The 16074-nt window shown below is 58.2% G+C and carries 16 protein-coding genes; all 16 read right to left on the bottom strand.

Annotated elements, in window-relative coordinates; translation table 11 throughout:
* Positions 1-24 precede the first annotated feature (24 nt).
* A complete protein-coding gene (gene glmS, locus BFP99_RS00275) occupies positions 25-1857 on the bottom strand; it encodes a glutamine--fructose-6-phosphate transaminase (isomerizing) (protein ID WP_065946444.1) in 1833 nt (610 codons plus the stop codon).
* Positions 1858-1867: 10 nt separating this feature from the next.
* The gene (locus BFP99_RS00280; protein WP_027608178.1) at positions 1868-2635 is read right to left on the bottom strand and encodes a DeoR/GlpR family DNA-binding transcription regulator; all 768 of its coding nucleotides are present in this window, start codon (positions 2633-2635) and stop codon (positions 1868-1870) included.
* Positions 2636-2862: 227 nt separating this feature from the next.
* Positions 2863-4230, bottom strand: coding sequence for a bifunctional UDP-N-acetylglucosamine diphosphorylase/glucosamine-1-phosphate N-acetyltransferase GlmU (gene glmU, locus BFP99_RS00285; RefSeq protein WP_065926801.1), 1368 nt, complete (start codon positions 4228-4230; stop codon positions 2863-2865).
* A 122-nt stretch (positions 4231-4352) separates the two neighbouring features.
* Positions 4353-4769, bottom strand: a complete 417-nt coding sequence (locus BFP99_RS00290) for a F0F1 ATP synthase subunit epsilon (RefSeq protein WP_003177061.1) — start codon at positions 4767-4769, stop codon at positions 4353-4355.
* Between the two features lie 44 nt (positions 4770-4813).
* Positions 4814-6190, bottom strand: coding sequence for a F0F1 ATP synthase subunit beta (gene atpD / locus BFP99_RS00295; protein WP_003177062.1), 1377 nt, complete (start codon positions 6188-6190; stop codon positions 4814-4816).
* Positions 6191-6217: 27 nt separating this feature from the next.
* Positions 6218-7078, bottom strand: coding sequence for a F0F1 ATP synthase subunit gamma (gene atpG / locus BFP99_RS00300; RefSeq protein ID WP_003195829.1), 861 nt, complete (start codon positions 7076-7078; stop codon positions 6218-6220).
* A 50-nt stretch (positions 7079-7128) separates the two neighbouring features.
* Positions 7129-8673, bottom strand: a complete 1545-nt coding sequence (gene atpA, locus BFP99_RS00305) for a F0F1 ATP synthase subunit alpha (protein WP_003177064.1) — start codon at positions 8671-8673, stop codon at positions 7129-7131.
* A gap of 21 nt (positions 8674-8694) precedes the next feature.
* Positions 8695-9231 (bottom strand): F0F1 ATP synthase subunit delta, encoded by a 537-nt coding sequence (locus tag BFP99_RS00310; RefSeq protein WP_065926802.1) that lies wholly within the window; start codon positions 9229-9231, stop codon positions 8695-8697.
* Positions 9232-9243: 12 nt separating this feature from the next.
* Positions 9244-9714 carry a F0F1 ATP synthase subunit B gene (locus BFP99_RS00315; protein WP_008439543.1) on the bottom strand — a complete coding sequence of 157 codons (471 nt, stop codon included), beginning with the start codon at positions 9712-9714 and terminating at the stop codon, positions 9244-9246.
* 55 nt (positions 9715-9769) lie between these two features.
* Positions 9770-10027 carry a F0F1 ATP synthase subunit C gene (gene atpE, locus BFP99_RS31600; protein WP_002555987.1) on the bottom strand — a complete coding sequence of 86 codons (258 nt, stop codon included), beginning with the start codon at positions 10025-10027 and terminating at the stop codon, positions 9770-9772.
* Positions 10028-10160: 133 nt separating this feature from the next.
* Positions 10161-11030 carry a F0F1 ATP synthase subunit A gene (gene atpB, locus BFP99_RS00325; protein WP_017736231.1) on the bottom strand — a complete coding sequence of 290 codons (870 nt, stop codon included), beginning with the start codon at positions 11028-11030 and terminating at the stop codon, positions 10161-10163.
* A 16-nt stretch (positions 11031-11046) separates the two neighbouring features.
* Positions 11047-11454, bottom strand: coding sequence for a F0F1 ATP synthase subunit I (locus BFP99_RS00330; protein WP_010565865.1), 408 nt, complete (start codon positions 11452-11454; stop codon positions 11047-11049).
* A 148-nt stretch (positions 11455-11602) separates the two neighbouring features.
* Positions 11603-12475, bottom strand: coding sequence for a ParB/RepB/Spo0J family partition protein (locus BFP99_RS00335; protein ID WP_027608174.1), 873 nt, complete (start codon positions 12473-12475; stop codon positions 11603-11605).
* Between the two features lie 9 nt (positions 12476-12484).
* A complete protein-coding gene (locus BFP99_RS00340) occupies positions 12485-13282 on the bottom strand; it encodes a ParA family protein (RefSeq protein ID WP_016978715.1) in 798 nt (265 codons plus the stop codon).
* An 18-nt stretch (positions 13283-13300) separates the two neighbouring features.
* Positions 13301-13945, bottom strand: a complete 645-nt coding sequence (rsmG, locus tag BFP99_RS00345; RefSeq protein ID WP_065926803.1) for a 16S rRNA (guanine(527)-N(7))-methyltransferase RsmG — start codon at positions 13943-13945, stop codon at positions 13301-13303.
* Complete coding sequence (mnmG, locus tag BFP99_RS00350; RefSeq protein WP_065946479.1) at positions 13942-15834, bottom strand: tRNA uridine-5-carboxymethylaminomethyl(34) synthesis enzyme MnmG; 1893 nt, start codon at positions 15832-15834, stop codon at positions 13942-13944. Before mnmG ends, rsmG begins: the two co-directional genes overlap by 4 nt.
* Positions 15835-16074 lie beyond the last annotated feature (240 nt).

Consider the following 16074-nt stretch of genomic DNA (forward strand, 5'->3'; position numbering starts at 1 on the left):
GGCGGGCCTCCAGGGTGGAGCGGGTTACTCCACCGTCACCGACTTCGCCAGGTTGCGCGGCTGGTCAACATCGGTGCCTTTGAGCACGGCGACGTAGTACGACAGCAGTTGCAGCGGGATGGTGTAGAGGATCGGCGACAGGGTGTCGTGGATGTGCGGCATGTTGATGACGTGGGTGCCTTCGCCGTTGGTCATGCCGGCTTTTTCGTCGGCGAACACGATCAGTTGGCCGCCACGGGCGCGGACTTCCTGCAGGTTGGACTTGAGCTTCTCCAGCAGTTCGTTGTTCGGCGCTACGGTGACCACCGGCATGTCGTCGTCCACCAGGGCCAACGGGCCGTGCTTGAGCTCACCGGCCGGGTAGGCTTCGGCGTGGATGTACGAAATTTCCTTGAGCTTCAGCGAGCCTTCCATCGCCACCGGGTACTGCGCGCCACGGCCGAGGAACAGAGTGTGGTTCTTGTCGGCGAACAGCTCGGCGACTTTTTCCACGGTGCTGTCCATGGCCAAGGCTTCGCCCAGGCGGGTCGGCAGGCGGCGCAGTTCTTCCACCAGGGTGGCTTCGACGCCAGCAGCCAAGGTGCCGCGAACCTGGCCCAGGGACAGGGTCAGCAGCAACAGGCCAACCAACTGGGTGGTGAACGCTTTGGTGGAGGCCACGCCGATTTCGCGACCGGCCTGGGTCAGCAGGGTCAGGTCGGACTCACGTACCAGGGAGCTGATGCTGACGTTGCAGATCGCCAGGCTGGCGAGGAAGCCCAGTTCCTTGGCGTTGCGCAGCGCGGCCAGGGTGTCGGCGGTTTCGCCGGACTGGGAAATGGTCACGAACAGGGTGTCGGGCTGCACCACTACCTTGCGGTAGCGGAACTCGCTGGCGACTTCGACCTGGCACGGGATGCCGGCCAGTTCTTCCAGCCAGTAACGGGCAACCATGCCGGCGTGGTAGCTGGTGCCACAGGCGACAATCTGCACATTGCGCACTTTGGCGAACAGCTCGGCGGCTTTCGGGCCGAAGGCATTGACCAGCACTTGCTTGTCGCCAAGGCGGCCTTCCAGGGTGCGTTGCACCACGGATGGCTGTTCGTGGATTTCCTTGAGCATGAAGTGGCGGAACTCGCCTTTGTCGGCGGCCTCGGCACCGTCGCGATATTGCACGGCTTCGCGTTCGACGGAATTACCGTTCACGTCCCAGATCGCCACGCTTTCACGGCGAATGTCAGCAATATCGCCCTCCTCCAGGTACATGAAGCGGTCGGTCACCTGGCGCAGGGCCAGTTGGTCGGAGGCGAGGAAGTTCTCTCCTAGGCCCAGGCCGATCACCAGCGGGCTGCCACTGCGGGCGGCAACCACGCGGTCCGGTTGGCTGGCGCTGACCACGGCCAGACCGTAGGCGCCGTGCAGTTCCTTGACCGTGGCCTTGAGGGCGGTGGTCAGGTCGCTGTGGTCCTTGAGCTTGTGGTTGAGCAGGTGGGCGATGACTTCGGTGTCGGTGTCCGAGGTGAACACGTAGCCCATGCTCTTGAGTTGTTCGCGCAGCACTTCGTGGTTTTCGATGATGCCGTTGTGCACCACCGCCAAGTCACCGGAGAAGTGCGGGTGGGCATTACGCTCGCACGGTGCGCCGTGGGTAGCCCAGCGGGTGTGGGCAATCCCCAGGCGACCTACCAGCGGCTCGCCGGCCAACGCCTGCTCCAACTCGCTGACCTTGCCTGGGCGGCGCATGCGCTCAAGCTTGCCCGCGTTGGTGAAGACGGCCACGCCCGCGCTGTCGTAGCCGCGGTATTCCAGGCGCTTGAGGCCTTCAAGCAGGATGGCCGTTACGTTACGTTCGGCGACTGCGCCAACAATTCCACACATGGTGCTTCTCCTAGATGATTGCCGCGCATATCAGCGTAATGCCGCGGGCTTGGATCTGGTCGCGGGCCTCAAGCGGCAGGCGATCATCGGTAATAAGGGTATGGACGCTGCTCCAGGGCAGTTCCAGGTTGGGAATCTTGCGGCCGATCTTGTCGGATTCGACCATCACCACCACTTCACGGGCGACCTCGGCCATCACACGGCTCAGGCCCAGTAATTCGTTGAAGGTGGTGGTGCCACGCTGCAGATCGATACCGTCGGCGCCGATGAACAGTTGATCAAAGTCGTAGGAACGCAACACCTGCTCGGCGACCTGGCCCTGGAACGAGTCCGAATGCGGGTCCCAGGTGCCGCCGGTCATCAACAGCACCGGTTCGTGTTCCAGTTCGCTCAAGGCGCTGGCCACGTGCAGGGAGTTGGTCATGACCACCAGGCCGGGCTGGTGGCCCAGTTCCGGGATCATGGCGGCGGTGGTGCTGCCGCTGTCGATGATGATGCGGGCGTGTTCACGCAAACGCATCACCGCAGCACGGGCGATCGCACGTTTGTAGGCCGAGACCGGTTGGGCGGGGTCGCCGACCAGTTCCTGAGGCATGGTGATCGCGCCACCATAACGACGCAGCAACAGGCCGTTACTTTCGAGCGCGGCCAAGTCCTTGCGGATAGTGACTTCCGAGGTTTCGAAACGCTTGGCCAGTTCGTCCACGCTGACTTCGCCCTGTTCGTTGAGCAAGGTCAGGATGTTGTGGCGTCGTTGGGGTGTATTTCGTTTCGACATGGCGATGATAAGTTTCGTTTCGAAAGATAACGAAGGCAATCAAAACCTATTGAGAAGATATCGTCAAGCGTCGGAAACAGATTTTTCAAGCAACGCACGACAAATGTGGGAAGGGGCTTGCCCCCGATTGCAGGAGATCAGTCGACTAAAACATTGACTGAAAATCCGCCATCGGGGGCAAGCCCCTCCCACATTTGGATAGCGCTGCTGATGAGGCTGTGGATAACTCAGGTCTTTTTGATTTTGACCGGGCGTTTCCAGCCATCGATGTTACGTTGGCGTGCACGGGCCACGGCCAGTTGGGACTTATCCACATCCTGGTTGATGGTTGAGCCCGCGGCAGTGTTCGAACCATCGCCGATCGTTACAGGTGCAATCAGCGAATTATTCGAGCCGATGAATACGTCCTCGCCAATGGTGGTCTGGTACTTGTTGGCACCGTCGTAGTTGCAGGTGATCGCGCCAGCGCCGATGTTGCTGCGCGCACCGATCACCGCATCCCCCAGGTAAGCCAGGTGACCGGCCTTGGCGTCGTCGCCCATTTGCGCGTTTTTCAGTTCGACGAAATTGCCGACGTGCGCCCTGGCGCCCATCACAGTGCCCGGACGCAACCGCGCAAACGGACCGGCATCGCTGCCCTCGCCCATTACGGCGCCGTCGATATGGCTGTTGGCCTTGATCACCACGCCCTTGCGCAGGGTGCTGTCCTTGATCACGCAGTTCGGGCCAATGACCACGTCGTCTTCGATGATCACGCGGCCTTCAAGGATCACGTTGATGTCGATCAGCACATCGCGGCCCACGGTGACCTCACCGCGGACGTCAAAACGCGCAGGGTCGCGCAGGGTCACGCCCTGGGCCATCAGGCGGCGGCCTTCACGCAGTTGGTAGTGACGCTCGAGCTCTGCAAGCTGCTTGCGATCATTGGCGCCCTGCACTTCCATGGGGTCGTGGGGCTGTTCGGTGGCGACCAGCAGGCCATCACTCACGGCCATCTCGATCACGTCGGTGAGGTAGTACTCGCCCTGGGCGTTGTTGTTGGACAGGCGGCTCATCCAGTCGGCGAGCTTATTGGCAGGCACCGCAAGGATGCCGGTGTTGCCTTCGGTGATAGCCCGCTGGGCTTCACTGGCGTCCTTGTGCTCGACGATCGCCGCGACCTTGCCGTCGGCACCGCGCACGATGCGCCCGTAACCGGTGGGGTCATCCAGCTCAACGGTGAGCAGGCCCATCTGGCCGGGCGCCACATGCTTGAGCAGGCGTTGCAGGGTTTCCACTTCGATCAGCGGCACGTCACCGTAGAGGATCAGCACGGTGTCAGCGGTAATGAACGGCACAGCTTGCGCGGTGGCGTGGCCGGTGCCCAGTTGTTTGTCCTGTAATACGAAATTCAGGTCATCCGCCGCCAGGCGCTCGCGCACCACATCAGCACCGTGGCCGATCACCACGTGGATACGTTGTGGGTCCAATTGACGAGCGCTGTGGATAACATGCCCAAGCATGGAATTGCCCGCGACCGGGTGCAGCACCTTGGGCAAGGCCGAACGCATGCGGGTGCCCTGGCCTGCGGCGAGAATGACGATTTCAAGAGACATGAATGGCTACCAATCCTGGGCGGTCCGGCTTCAGACCAAAGATGTGTTTTGCTAAAAAAGAAAAAGGGTAGCCGAGGCTACCCTTTTTAATCAATCGCGCATAAGCGTCACGGCTTCGCCGCTTACTTCTTGCGGATCTGCTGGAGCGTGCGCAGCTGAGCTGCAGCCTCGGCCAGACGTACAGCAGCAGCACTGTAGTCGAAGTCCGCACCCTTTTCGTTCAGGGCCTTCTCGGCAGCCTTGACGGCTTCCTGAGCGGAGGCTTCATCCAGGTCGCCAGCACGTTGCACGGTGTCGGCAAGTACCTTGACCATGTTCGGCTGAACCTCAAGGAAACCACCGGAGATGTAAAACACCTCCTTTTCCCCGCCTTGCTTGGTCAGAGTGATCGGACCTGGCTTCAAGCTGGTGATCAATGGCGCGTGGCCCATGGCAATACCCAGGTCACCGAGTTCGCCGTGTGCAATCACCATTTCTACCAGACCGGAGAAGATTTCCCCTTCCGCGCTGACGATATCGCAATGGACTGTCATAGCCATCTGATTGCCTCAACCTGATGAGCGCCCGTTTCCGGGCGCCTGGATTACAGTTTCTTGGCTTTCTCGATCGCTTCTTCGATGCCGCCGACCATGTAGAACGCTTGTTCTGGCAGGTGGTCGTAGTCACCGTTGAGGATGCCTTTGAAGCCAGCAATGGTGTCTTTCAGGGAAACGTATTTACCCGAAGCACCGGTGAAGACTTCAGCCACGAAGAACGGCTGCGACAAGAAGCGCTGGATCTTACGAGCACGGTTTACCAACTGCTTGTCGGCTTCCGACAGCTCGTCCATACCCAGGATCGCAATGATGTCCTTCAGTTCTTTGTAACGCTGCAGCACGTACTGAACGCCGCGAGCGGTGTCGTAGTGCTCCTGGCCGATCACGTTCGGGTCCAGCTGGCGCGAAGTCGAGTCGAGTGGATCGACCGCTGGGTAGATACCCAGGGAAGCGATGTCACGGGACAGAACGACGGTGGCGTCCAAGTGGGCGAAGGTGGTCGCAGGCGATGGGTCGGTCAAGTCATCCGCAGGTACGTATACCGCTTGGATCGAAGTGATCGAACCTTCCTTGGTCGAAGTGATACGTTCCTGCAGAACGCCCATCTCTTCAGCCAGGGTCGGCTGGTAACCTACTGCGGAAGGCATACGGCCCAGCAGTGCGGATACTTCAGTACCGGCCAGGGTGTAACGGTAGATGTTGTCGACGAACAGCAGAACGTCGTTACCTTCGTCACGGAACTTCTCGGCCATGGTCAGGCCAGTCAGTGCCACGCGCAGACGGTTTCCCGGCGGCTCGTTCATCTGACCGTAGACCAGTGCCACTTTGTCCAGAACGTTGGAGTCCTTCATCTCGTGGTAGAAGTCGTTACCCTCACGAGTACGCTCACCCACACCGGCGAACACGGAATAACCGCTGTGCTCGATGGCGATGTTACGGATCAGTTCCATCATGTTTACGGTCTTGCCTACACCGGCACCACCGAACAGACCGACTTTACCGCCCTTGGCGAACGGGCAAACCAGGTCGATAACCTTGATGCCGGTTTCCAGCAGGTCGTTGCCGCCAGCTTGTTCCGCGAACGAAGGTGCTGGACGGTGAATGCCCCAGCGCTCTTCAGTGTCGATCGGGCCAGCTTCGTCAATCGGGTTGCCCAGTACGTCCATGATCCGGCCCAGGGTCGCTTTACCGACCGGTACGGAGATGGCAGCGCCGGAGTCGATAACGTCCAGACCGCGCTTCAAGCCTTCGGTGGAACCCATCGCAATGGTACGAACTACGCCGTCGCCCAGCTGCTGCTGAACTTCCAGAGTAGTTTCCGCGCCTTGTACTTTCAGCGCGTTGTAGATGCTCGGTACGCTGTCGCGTGGAAATTCCACGTCGATAACGGCGCCGATGATTTGAACGATACGTCCGCTACTCATAGCTGGATCCTCTGAATATTTGAACCGTTAAACCGCGGCAGCGCCGCCGACGATTTCCGAGATCTCTTGGGTGATCGCAGCCTGACGCGCCTTGTTGTAGATCAGCTGCAAATCGCTGATCAGATCACCGGCGTTATCGGTAGCGTTTTTCATCGCGATCATCCGCGCCGCTTGTTCAGCTGCGTTGTTCTCGACCACCGCCTGGTACACCTGCGACTCCACGTAGCGCACCATCAAGCCGTCAAGCAGCTCTTTGGCGTCTGGTTCGTAGAGGTAGTCCCAGTGGTGCTTGAGTTCCTGATCCGGAGTCGCCACCAGTGGAATCAATTGCTCCACGGTTGGCTGCTGGGTCATGGTGTTGATGAACTTGTTGGATACCACGGAGAGGCGGTCAATCCGGCCTTCCAGGTACGCATCCAGCATCACCTTCACACTGCCGATCAAATCATTGATCGACGGCTCTTCACCCAGGTGGCTGATAGCTGCAACGACGTTACCGCCGAAGTTGCGGAAAAAGGCCGCACCCTTGCTACCAACAACACACAGATCGATCTCGACGCCGTTTTCGCGGTTTACCGCCATGTCCTTGACCAGGGCCTTGAACAGGTTGGTATTCAAACCACCGCACAAACCACGGTCACTGCTCACTACCACATAACCCACACGCTTGACGGCGCGTTCGATCATGAAAGGGTGGCGGTATTCCGGGTTGGCGTTGGCCAGATGCCCAATTACCTGGCGGATACGCTCCGCATAAGGACGGCTAGCAGCCATGCGCATTTGTGCCTTGCGCATTTTGCTGACCGCCACTTTTTCCATGGCGCTGGTAATTTTTTGCGTGCTTTTGATGCTCGCAATCTTACTGCGAATCTCTTTTGCGCCTGCCATGTAACACCTATCAGGTTAGCAAGCGGGAGCCTTGCGGCTCCCGCTGCGGCTTACCAGGTTTGGGTGGCCTTGAACTTCTCGATACCGGCTTTCATGCCAGCGTCGATATCGTCATTGAAGTCACCCTTCACGTTGATCTTCGCCATCAATTCGGCGTGATCGCGGTTGAAGTAAGCAATCAGCGCTTGTTCAAAGCTGCCGACCTTGGCGATTTCAACGTCGGTCAGGAACCCACGCTCAGCGGCATACAGCGACAACGCCATGTCAGCGATCGACATTGGGGCGTATTGCTTCTGCTTCATCAGCTCGGTAACGCGCTGACCATGCTCAAGTTGCTTACGGGTCGCTTCGTCCAGGTCAGAAGCGAACTGGGCGAATGCGGCCAGTTCACGGTACTGAGCCAGAGCGGTACGGATACCACCGGAGAGCTTCTTGATGATCTTGGTCTGAGCGGCACCACCCACACGGGATACCGAAACACCGGCGTTCACTGCAGGGCGGATGCCCGAGTTGAACATGGCCGATTCCAGGAAGATCTGACCGTCGGTGATGGAAATCACGTTGGTCGGAACGAACGCGGAAACGTCGCCAGCCTGGGTTTCGATGATCGGCAGTGCGGTCAGGGAACCGGTTTTGCCGGTCACTGCGCCGTTGGTGAACTTCTCTACGTACTCTTCCGAAACGCGGGATGCGCGCTCCAGCAGACGGGAGTGGAGATAGAACACGTCGCCTGGGTAGGCTTCACGGCCTGGTGGACGACGCAGCAGCAGGGAAATCTGGCGGTAAGCCACTGCTTGCTTGGACAGATCGTCATAAACGATCAGCGCGTCTTCACCGCGGTCGCGGAAGAATTCACCCATGGTGCAACCGGAGTACGGTGCCAGGAATTGCAGCGCAGGAGATTCCGAAGCACTGGCAGCCACGATGATCGTGTTGGCCAGGGCGCCGTTTTCTTCCAGCTTGCGAACGACGTTGGCGATGGTCGATTGCTTCTGACCGATCGCTACGTAGACGCAGAAAATGCCGCTGTTCTTCTGGTTGATGATCGCGTCGATCGCCAGAGCGGTTTTACCGATCTGACGGTCACCGATGATCAGCTCACGCTGGCCACGGCCGACTGGGATCATGGCATCGACAGCCTTGTAGCCAGTCTGTACAGGCTGGTCTACCGACTTACGCCAGATCACGCCTGGAGCAACTTTCTCGACCGCGTCGGTCTCGGTGTTGCCCAGTGGACCTTTACCGTCAACAGGGTTACCCAGTGCGTCGACTACGCGACCCAGCAATTCCTTACCAACCGGAACCTCCAGGATGCGGCCAGTGCACTTGGCGCTCATGCCTTCAGCCAGACTGGTGTACGCGCCCAATACAACGGCACCTACGGAGTCTTGCTCCAGGTTGAGGGCCATACCGTAGACGCCGCCCGGAAACTCGATCATCTCGCCGTACATAACGTCGGCCAGACCGTGAATCCGCACGATGCCGTCAGATACGCTGACGACAGTGCCTTCGTTACGGGCTTGGGAGGTCACATCGAGCTTGTCGATGCGGCCCTTGATAATTTCACTTATTTCGGAAGGATTGAGTTGCTGCATTGCTCTGCTGCCCCTTCAAACTCAAGATTTCAATGCTTCGGCAAGATTCGCGAGTTTGCCGCGAATCGAGCCATCGATAACCAGGTCGCCGGCGCGAATGACAACACCCCCAATAAGGGATGGGTCTTCCGCAACTTGCAGGCGCACTTCCCGGTCGAGTCGTGCACTGAGAACCTTGGCGAGTTTGTCTTGCTGTTCTTGGTTCAATGCAAAAGCACTGGTCACTTCAACGTCTATCGATTTCTCTTGCTCGGCCTTGTACAGGTCGAACAGAGCGGCAATCTCCGGCAAAAGCAGGAGACGGTCGTTTTCGGCGATGACATTGATGAAGTTCTGCACTTTCACATCAAACTTGTCGCCGCACACTTCAATAAAAGTGGCGGCCTTGTCTGCGCTCGTCAGTCGCGGGGCCTTGAGCACGCGCTGCATGGTGCCGTCTTGCGACACTGCTGCAGCCAGGCCGAGCATGGCTGACCAAGAGGCCAGCTGCTGGTGGGCCTGGGCGTGCTCGAAGGCTGCCTTAGCGTAAGGTCGGGCCAACGTGGTCAATTCTGCCATGATCGCCCTCGCTTAAATTTCAGCAGCCAGTTTGTTAACCAGCTCCGCGTGCGCGTTTTGATCGATTGTGGCACCCAGGATCTTCTCAGCACCGCCGACGGCCAGAGCACCCAGTTGGGCACGCAGCGCATCTTTGACACCGTTCAGTTCCTGCTCGATCTCGGCTTGAGCCTGAACCTTCACACGGTCAGCGTCGATACGGGCTTTTTCAACAGCCTCTTCAACAATCTGGTTACCGCGTTTCTTGGCTTGCTCAATGATTTCGGCTGCTTGAGCTTTCGCTTCGCGCAGTTGCTGACCCGCTTTATCTTGGGCCAACTCCAGGTCGCGAGCTGCTCGTGCGGCAGCGTCCAGTCCATCCGCGATCTTCTTTTGACGTTCGTGCAAAGCCGCGATGACCGGAGGCCATACGAACTTCATGCAGAAAACGACAAAAATCAAGAACGCTAAGGACTGACCAATAATGGTTGCATTAATGTTCACGCCAATACCTCGCTCATTCGTTGCACAACACACCAATCACTCGAAAAACGAGTGATTAACCGGCGAGTTGACCAACGAAGGGGTTCGCGAAGGTGAAGAACAGAGCGATACCAACGCCGATCATGGTCACGGCGTCGAGCAGGCCGGCAACGATGAACATTTTAACTTGCAGCATTGGAACCATTTCTGGCTGACGCGCTGCGCCTTCCAGGAACTTGCCGCCCAGCAGGCCGAAACCAATGGCAGTACCCAGGGCGCCCAGGCCGATCAACAGTGCAACAGCGATAGCGGTTAGACCAACTACAGTTTCCATCTTTCCTCCCGACTTTTACGTCGTATGGTTTAGGTTTTTTAGATTTTAAAGCGGTAAAACAAATCGTTTCATAGCCCTGGTGGGCCACCTTCCCGTTTCACCGGGAAGGACATCAGACTAGTCGAGACTGGCCTTAATGGTTCTCTTCGTGCGCCATCGACAGGTAGACGATGGTCAGCATCATGAAGATGAAGGCCTGCAGGGTGATGATCAGGATGTGGAACACAGCCCACGCCCACTGCAGAACAATGCCCAGGCCGCTAAGCCAGAGCAGGCCGCTGCCGAACATCACAGCGATCAGAATGAACACCAGCTCGCCGGCATACATGTTGCCGAACAGTCGCAGGGCCAGGGAGATCGGCTTGGCGATCAGGGTGACGAATTCCAGCAGGAAGTTCACCGGGATCAGCAGGGCTTGAACGAAGATGTTCTTGCTGCCGAACGGGTGCAGGGTCAGTTCGCCGATGAAGCCGCCGATGCCCTTGATCTTGATGCTGTAGAAAATGATCAACGCAAATACCGACAGGGCCATGCCCAGGGTAGCGTTCGGGTCAGTGGTCGATACGGCACGGAATGGAATGTGCGGGTCGCCGGAAATCGCCATGGCCAACTGAGGGATCCAGTCAACCGGGATCAGGTCGACGGCGTTCATCAGGAACACCCAGACGAAGATGGTCAGTGCCAACGGTGCAATCACCGGGCTACGGCCATGGAAGCTGTCTTTCACGCTGCCATCGACGAATTCGACCAGTACTTCAACGAAGTTCTGCAAAGCACCTGGCTGACCGGAAGTCGCCTTCTTTGCCGCCATGCGGAAAATCAGGACGAAGATCAGACCCAAAGCGACCGACCAGCCCAGAGTATCCAGGTGGAAAGCCCAGAAGCCCATTTCTTTGGCTTCTGCTGCGGAGTGGGCAAAGCCCCAGCCGCCGTTGGGAAGCTGACCGAAGGTCAGGTTCTGCAAGTGGTGCTGGATATAGCCCGAAGCGGTTGTTTCTGCCATGGTTGCCTCAAACGCCCTAAGGTTTCGAAAGTCTTGTTTTCATCAGCAGGGGAGCGAACCAGCTGACCAGTTGGGTCAACACGAAGACGCCGAATACAGCCAGCGGCGCCAATGGCTTCACACCTGCAAAGGTCAGTGCAAACAGCACTGCCGTCAAAATCAGTTTCCCCGCCTCGCCGGCATAAAAAGACCGGACGATAGCCTGGGCTGCTCGGGCGCCGGAAAACCGAAAGGCCCTGTGAGCAAAATACATATTGGGCAGCAAGGCTATCAGGCCTCCGCAAAGTCCTGAATATCCGGCTACGACTCCATGCCAGTACCAAAGCGCCAATGCGGCGATCAGCAAGATGACAAATTGAGCCAATAAAACCGGAAAAACAGCCAAGCGATGGAAGGGCAACGTGTTTGGCGTGCGGGTTTCCATCACTCTTGCTCCTCAATAGTCGGCTGCCGGAAATCAATAACTTGGCATAATTTGTGCCGACAAAATGCGCGCAGAGTATAGGGGCGGTTCTGCCCCTATTCAACTGCCGGGTAGTGATTTCCGATCACGCGCTACATAAGCAAATGTTTCAGCGGATGTGGGCAAGGACGCCCTGAAGCTCATCAAGGGAGTTATATCCGATGACCAATTGCCCTTTGCCTTTCTTGCCGTGGCGAATTTGTACCGCAGAGCCCAGGCGCTCGGCCAGGCGCTGCTCGAGACGCGCGATATCCGGATCAGGTTTGGCCGTTTCGACCGGTGCAGGTTTGCCGCTGAGCCACTGGCGAACCAGGGCCTCGGTCTGACGAACGGTGAGCCCTCGTGCGACAACGTGTCGCGCCCCTTCAACCTGTTGATTTTCCGGCAAACCGAGCAAAGCACGGGCGTGGCCCATCTCGAGGTCGCCATGGGACAACATGGTCTTGATGACTTCCGGCAGCGCGATCAGGCGCAGCAAGTTGGACACGGTGACACGGGATTTACCCACGGCCTCGGCGACCTGTTGCTGGGTCAGCTGGAATTCCTGCTGCAAACGCTGCAAGGCGATCGCTTCCTCGATCGGATTGAGGTCTTCACGCTGGATATTCTCGATCAACGCCATGGCGATGGCGGTTTCATCCGTTACATCGCGCACCATCGCCGGGATGGTGTCCTTGCCTGCCTGCTGGCTGGCGCGCCAGCGGCGTTCACCGGCAATGATTTCAAAGCGGCCGCCGCCGATCGGGCGCACCACAATCGGCTGCATCACGCCCTGGGCCTTGATCGAATTGGCCAGTTCCTCCAGCGCCTGGGGGTCCATGTCCCGGCGTGGCTGGTATTTGCCGCGCTGGATCAGGTCCAGGGGCAGGTGCTGCAGCTCGCGTTCGTCAGCCTGCACCGCTTGTTCTTCAAGCGATGTGACGGTCGGACCACTCAGCAGTGCATCCAGTCCACGTCCGAGACCTCGTTTCTTGACGGCCATGGGGATTCCTTAAGTTGGCTGGGCTGCAGCGGTGCGTGAGTTGCGGCGTTGACGACGAACCATCTCGCCGGCCAATGCCAGGTAGGCAATGGCACCACGGGATGATTTGTCGTACGCCAGCGCGGGCATGCCATAGCTTGGCGCTTCGGCCAGGCGGATGTTGCGTGGAATCACGGTGTCGTACAGCTGGTCGCCAAAGTGTTCCTTGAGCTGCGCCGACACATCGTTCATCAGGCTCAGGCGCGGATCGAACATGGTCCGCAGCAGGCCTTCGATCTGCAGGTTCGGGTTGAGCAGCTCGGCGATACGCTTGATGTTATCCACAAGGTCGCTCAACCCTTCCAGCGCGTAGTACTCGCACTGCATGGGGATAATCACCCCATCGGCAGCCACCAATGCGTTAAGCGTGAGCATCGACAGCGACGGTGGGCAGTCGATCAAAATGTAGTCGTAATTCTCGCGGATCGGTGCCAACGCGCTGCGCAGACGGCTTTCCTTCATCTGCATTTCCAGCAGCACCACTTCCGCCGCAGTCAAATCGCGGTTGGCCGGCAGCAGTTGATAACCGCCATGCTCGGAGTAGTGCATGGCCTGGGCCAGGTCGCACTCGCCAATCAGCAAGTCGTAGACCGAGTTTTCCAAGCCGTGTTTATCCACACCGCTACCCATGGTGGCGTTGCCCTGTGGATCGAGATCGATCAACAGCACCCGGCGCTTGGTGGCGACCAGGGATGCTGCGAGGTTGATGCAGGTGGTGGTTTTGCCCACGCCACCTTTCTGGTTCGCTATCGCGAATACCTTAGCCATTCTTGCTTGTGTTCCCAATCATGCCGTGCGGCGCAGTATCAGCAGATGGCGTTGGCCTTGGCAACCGGGTACGGCCAAGGCATGTTCGCTATCGAGGTGGAAGTCTGCCGGCAATGCTAACAGCTCATCGCTTGGATGGACGCCCTTCATTGCCAGCCAGCGGGTGTCGCGGTCGCCCAGGTGACGGGTCCAGTTGCTGAAGTTCTCCATGCTGCTGAACGCCCGGGAAACAATTCCGTTGAACGGCAGTTCAGGCGTGAAGGCTTCGACGCGACTGTGGATAACTTGCAGGTTATCCAGCTTGAGTTCGAGCTTGACCTGGGTCAGGAAGCGGGTTTTCTTGCCGTTGCTGTCCAGGCAGGTCACTTGCGATTCAGGAAACAGGATAGCCAGTGGGATGCCAGGCATACCGCCACCACTGCCGACATCGAGCCAACGACCGTTTTCGATAAACGGCATCACGCTCAGACTGTCGAGCAAGTGACGGGAAACCATTTCGTCGGGATCACGCACAGCCGTCAGGTTGTAAGCCTTGTTCCATTTGATCAACAGGGCCAGGTAACCCAGCAGCAAATCGTGCTGGGCCTCGGTCAAGTCCACGCCCAATTGGCGCGCACCTGTGGATAACTCTTCGGCGTGTTGCGAGGTGACCAACGAACTCAAGCGCTTTGCTCCAACTGACGGCCCGCGCCGCGTTTTTTCAAATGAATCATCAACAGCGAAATAGCTGCAGGGGTGACGCCCGGGATACGTGAAGCCTGGCCGAGGGTCTCGGGGCGAGTTATCCCCAGCTTGCTTTGGATTTCTTTCGACAATCCGGAAATACCGGTGTAGTCGATATCCACAGGCAGCCTGGTGTCTTCACTGGCGCGCAGACGAGCGATCTCGTCCTGCTGGCGGTCAATGTAACCGGCGTACTTGGTCTTGATTTCGACCTGCTCGGCAACCTGTGGATCATCGGCGCCGCCGCCTGTCACTTCGACCAGACCGGCGTAGTCGATTTCCGGACGGGACAGCAGGTTCAGCAGGTTGTATTCATGAGTCAGCGGCGTGCCGAATTTTTCCGCAATCGCGTCGCCCTGCTCGGTCCCGGGGCGAACCCAGGTACTTTTCAGGCGCTGCTCTTCAAGCTCGATGCTTTCGCGTTTTTTGCAGAAGGCCGCCCAGCGCGCATCGTCGACCAGCCCCAGTTCACGGCCTTTTTCGGTCAGGCGCAGGTCGGCGTTGTCTTCCCGCAGGATCAGGCGGTATTCCGCTCGGGAAGTGAACATCCGATACGGTTCCTGGGTTCCCAGGGTAATCAGGTCGTCGACCAACACGCCGATATACGCTTCATCGCGACGCGGGCACCAGCTGTCTTTGCCTTGTGCACGCAATGCGGCGTTGGTCCCGGCCAGCAAACCCTGGGCGCCGGCTTCTTCGTAGCCGGTGGTGCCGTTGATTTGCCCAGCGAAGAACAGACCGCCGATAACCTTGGTTTCCAGGCTGTACTTCAAATCACGCGGGTCGAAGTAGTCGTATTCGATGGCGTAGCCCGGACGCACGATGTGTGCGTTTTCCATGCCGCGAATCGATTGCACGATCTGGATTTGCACATCGAACGGCAGGGAAGTGGAAATCCCGTTCGGGTACAGCTCATGGGTAGTCAGGCCTTCGGGCTCGATGAACACCTGATGGCTTTCCTTGTCGGCAAAGCGGTGGATCTTGTCTTCGATCGACGGGCAGTAACGTGGGCCAATACCTTCGATCACCCCGGAGTACATCGGCGAACGGTCGAGGTTCGCGGCAATGATTTCGTGAGTGCGCGCATTGGTATGGGTAATCCAGCAGCTCACCTGTTTGGGGTGTTGCTCCTTGGAACCCATGAACGACATTACCGGAATCGGTGTATCGCCAGCTTGTTCAGTCATCACCGAGAAATCCACGGAACGCCCGTCGATACGCGGTGGGGTCCCGGTTTTCAGGCGACCGACGCGCAGCTGCAATTCGCGCAGGCGTTTTGCCAGGGCAATCGACGGCGGATCACCGGCGCGGCCACCCGAATAGTTCTGCATGCCGATGTGGATAAGTCCGCCGAGGAACGTACCGGTGGTCAACACCACGGATTCTGCGAAGAAACGCAGGCCCATTTGGGTGACAACACCGCGAACCACGTCCTGTTCGACGATCAAGTCATCGGCGGCTTGTTGAAATATCCACAGGTTGGGCTGGTTTTCCAGGGTTTCGCGGACCGCGGCTTTGTACAGGATGCGGTCTGCCTGGGCCCGAGTGGCACGCACGGCCGGGCCTTTGCGGCTGTTGAGCACGCGAAATTGAATACCACCCTTGTCGGTAGCCTCGGCCATCACGCCACCAAGGGCGTCGATTTCCTTGACCAGGTGGCTTTTGCCGATCCCACCAATGGCGGGGTTGCAACTCATGGCGCCGAGGGTTTCCACGTTATGCGTCAGCAACAGGGTTTTTACGCCCATGCGTGCTGACGCCAGTGCTGCCTCGGTACCGGCATGACCGCCGCCGATGACGATCACTTCAAAACGGGAAGGGAAATCCACCACGCACCTCGTGCCTGCTTATGTAGGTAATCAGGAATTGTTTGTTGAAAGGGTTTTGGAGCTTTGGCGGCAAGTATAGGGACTTCGCCCTTCCTAAAGAACCCTTTGCACAAAATTTAACCAGCTGTGGATGAATCACAGACAATAGAAATTAAAAGAGAGAAATTTATTAAATCTTTGTTTTTATGTTTATTTCTACTGGGCACCGTTTCTGTGGATAGATCTCTACAGGCCTTTATT

This window comes from Pseudomonas sp. 1 R 17, assembly GCF_900067035.1.
Classification (GTDB): domain Bacteria; phylum Pseudomonadota; class Gammaproteobacteria; order Pseudomonadales; family Pseudomonadaceae; genus Aquipseudomonas; species Aquipseudomonas marginalis.